Source organism: Flavobacterium sp. 38-13, assembly GCF_001899155.1.
Lineage (GTDB): Bacteria > Bacteroidota > Bacteroidia > Flavobacteriales > Flavobacteriaceae > Flavobacterium > Flavobacterium lindanitolerans.
Window position 1 is genome coordinate 13,529 of sequence record NZ_MKVG01000013.1, and the last position, 2,540, is coordinate 16,068.

At 42.3% G+C, this 2,540-nt stretch carries 2 protein-coding genes; both read right to left on the reverse strand.

Features of this window, described 5'->3' with window-relative positions:
- On the reverse strand, nt 1-916 hold a 916-nt coding region (locus BGO88_RS08110), incomplete at its 3' end, for an IPT/TIG domain-containing protein (RefSeq protein WP_286706552.1).
- A 111-nt stretch (nt 917-1,027) separates the two neighbouring features.
- A partial coding sequence (locus BGO88_RS08115) for a T9SS type B sorting domain-containing protein (RefSeq protein WP_286706553.1) occupies nt 1,028-2,540 on the reverse strand: 1,513 nt, incomplete at its 5' end.

Genomic DNA, 2,540 nt, shown 5'->3' on the forward strand with positions numbered 1-2,540 from the left:
CGTTATATAATTCTATAACACCGCCATCACCGGCCTGTGCATCATAAAGTTCAGAAATATAAATGTCACTGGAATAATTCCCTACACTGGTTGTTGAAATCCTGGTAAAATTAGTTGTGGAAAAACCCTCGCATCCGTTGGTAGTAATACTGATTGGTCCTGAAGCATTTCCGGCCGGTACATAGGCTTTGATAACCGTATTGGAAACAACAGTAAAACTGGTTGCCGGAATACCGTTGAATTTTACGGAAGAAGTTCCGCTTCCCGTTGTAAAGCCACTACCATTTATGGTGACTAATGTATTCTGTGGTCCGGAAGCAGGTGTAAAAGAAGTAATTCCAGGTGCCGCACAATTAGAAGTTACGCTTCCGTTCAAAGTAAAATCATCCAGACGCAGTGTTCCGTTTCCGGTAGAACCGCTAAGCGAAATCACTACGGTAACAGTTCCTGTTAATCCGGAAACCGGATTGGCAACATTGGTTGTTCCAATAGCACTGCCGGTGGCATCTATAGTACCGTTTCCAACAGTAATACCGTTGATGGACATCGACCAGTTTTGAGGTCCGAAATTACTCCTTTGTCTCCAGAAATTAAACGAAGTAACATCTGCCTGATAATTAGCAGCAACATTAAAGGTCAGGGTAATAGTCGCATTTGTTGATGTAGTAAGACGTAAAGCTTCGCCTGTAGCTCCTGCTGTGCTTGTCCATGTAGTAAGGCTATTGCTCCACGAAGAGCCGGATAAATGCGTATTTAGGGTAGTTGGTGCCACCGTATAAGGATGTGCCGAAATAGTCGTTGTACCAAAATTATGATAATAAATCTGTGCCGTAGCATCGGATAGGGTTACCAAAAAAAATAAGACCACAAATAAAAACGTATTTTTTTTGACAGGATTGCTAAGGTTTCTTGACATAGTATGGGAGATTAGCATTATTTCAAAACCTACGAAAAGTAATGTTTATTCTACTTTGGAAGGATTGGTTTTTCTTTATTAAATATTTAATAAACAGTTACTTAAATGTTTTTATCGTTGTCTGTTGAGGTAAACCCATCCGGTTACTGTTTGTCCGTCGCTTTTGCTAATGGCATAATAGTAGGTCGCATCCGGAAGTTCTTTTCCGTCATCAGATTGTCCTTTCCATTGGTTTGTATAATTCTTGTATCCGTATACTTTAACCCCATATCGGTTGAAAATGGTCAATTCTTTTACTCCCAATCCGCTAAGGTCAAATTCATCATTTTTATTGTCGTTGTTAGGAGATATTCCTTTTGGTATGCTGCAGAAAATACCGTATACGGTTTCTTCTCTGGTTAAGGTACATCCTTGTGCCGTGGTCACCTGTACCGTATAAGTTATAGGGAATTCTTCTTCAACAGGAGTAGAGTTCAGCAGTTCGGTTACGTTCAGGCTGGAATCGGTTCCTACTCTGATGCCCTGATTATTTTTCCATTCGTAATCAACATCATTACTATCAAAATCAGAAATTGGAACAACGGTCAGCCTATAGTTTCCACCTTCGCATCCGTTATCTACTTTAAAATCAAGTTGTCCTACTGTTACGTTTAATGTCACGTTTGAAGCACATTGTCCGGCATTTGGAGTAAATACATAACTTCCGCTTGTGGTATTGTTTATAATGGCCGGATTCCAGGTTCCTGTGATTCCATTTGGTGAGGTAGTAGCCAATGCTGGCGCGCCATCTCCGTTGCATAATGCCAATTCTGTTGCAAAATCCGGGATAATGCTATTCGTAACGGTTACATTTAAAGTCATACTTGTTCCACATTGCCCGGCATTTGGTGTAAAGACATAGCTTCCGCTTGCCGTATTGCTCACAACCGCCGGATTCCATGTTCCTGTAATTCCGTTGGGTGAAGTAGCATTTAAAACCGGTGCTGTGCTTCCGGTACAGATTGAAAGTGCGGTAGGAAAGTTTGGCGTGATTCCGTTGGTTACAGTTACGTTCAAAGTCATATTTGTGGAACATTGCCCTGCATTGGGTGTAAATACATAGCTTCCGCTTGCGGTATTACTGATTGCTGCAGGATTCCATGTTCCGGAAATTCCGTTGGGTGAAGCAGCATTTAAAACCGGTGCTGTGCTTCCGGTACAGATTGAAAGTGTAGTAGGGAAGTTTGGCGTGATACTATTAGAAACCGTTACATTTAAAGTCATATTTGTGGCACATTGCCCTGCATTGGGCGTAAATACATAGCTTCCGCTTGCCGTATTGCTCACAACCGCCGGATTCCACGTGCCTGTGATTCCGTTGGATGAAGTAGCATTTAAAACTGGTGCTGTGCTTCCGGTACAGATTGAAAGTGATGTGGGAAAGTTTGGCGTGATTCCGTTGGTTACAGTTACGTTCAAAGTCATATTTGTGGCACATTGCCCGGCATTGGGTGTAAATACATAACTTCCGCTTGCCGTATTGCTCACAACCGCCGGATTCCACGTTCCTGTGATTCCGTTGGGTGAAGTAGCATTTAAAACCGGTGCTGTGCTTCCGGTACAGATTGAAAGTGTGGTAGGGAAG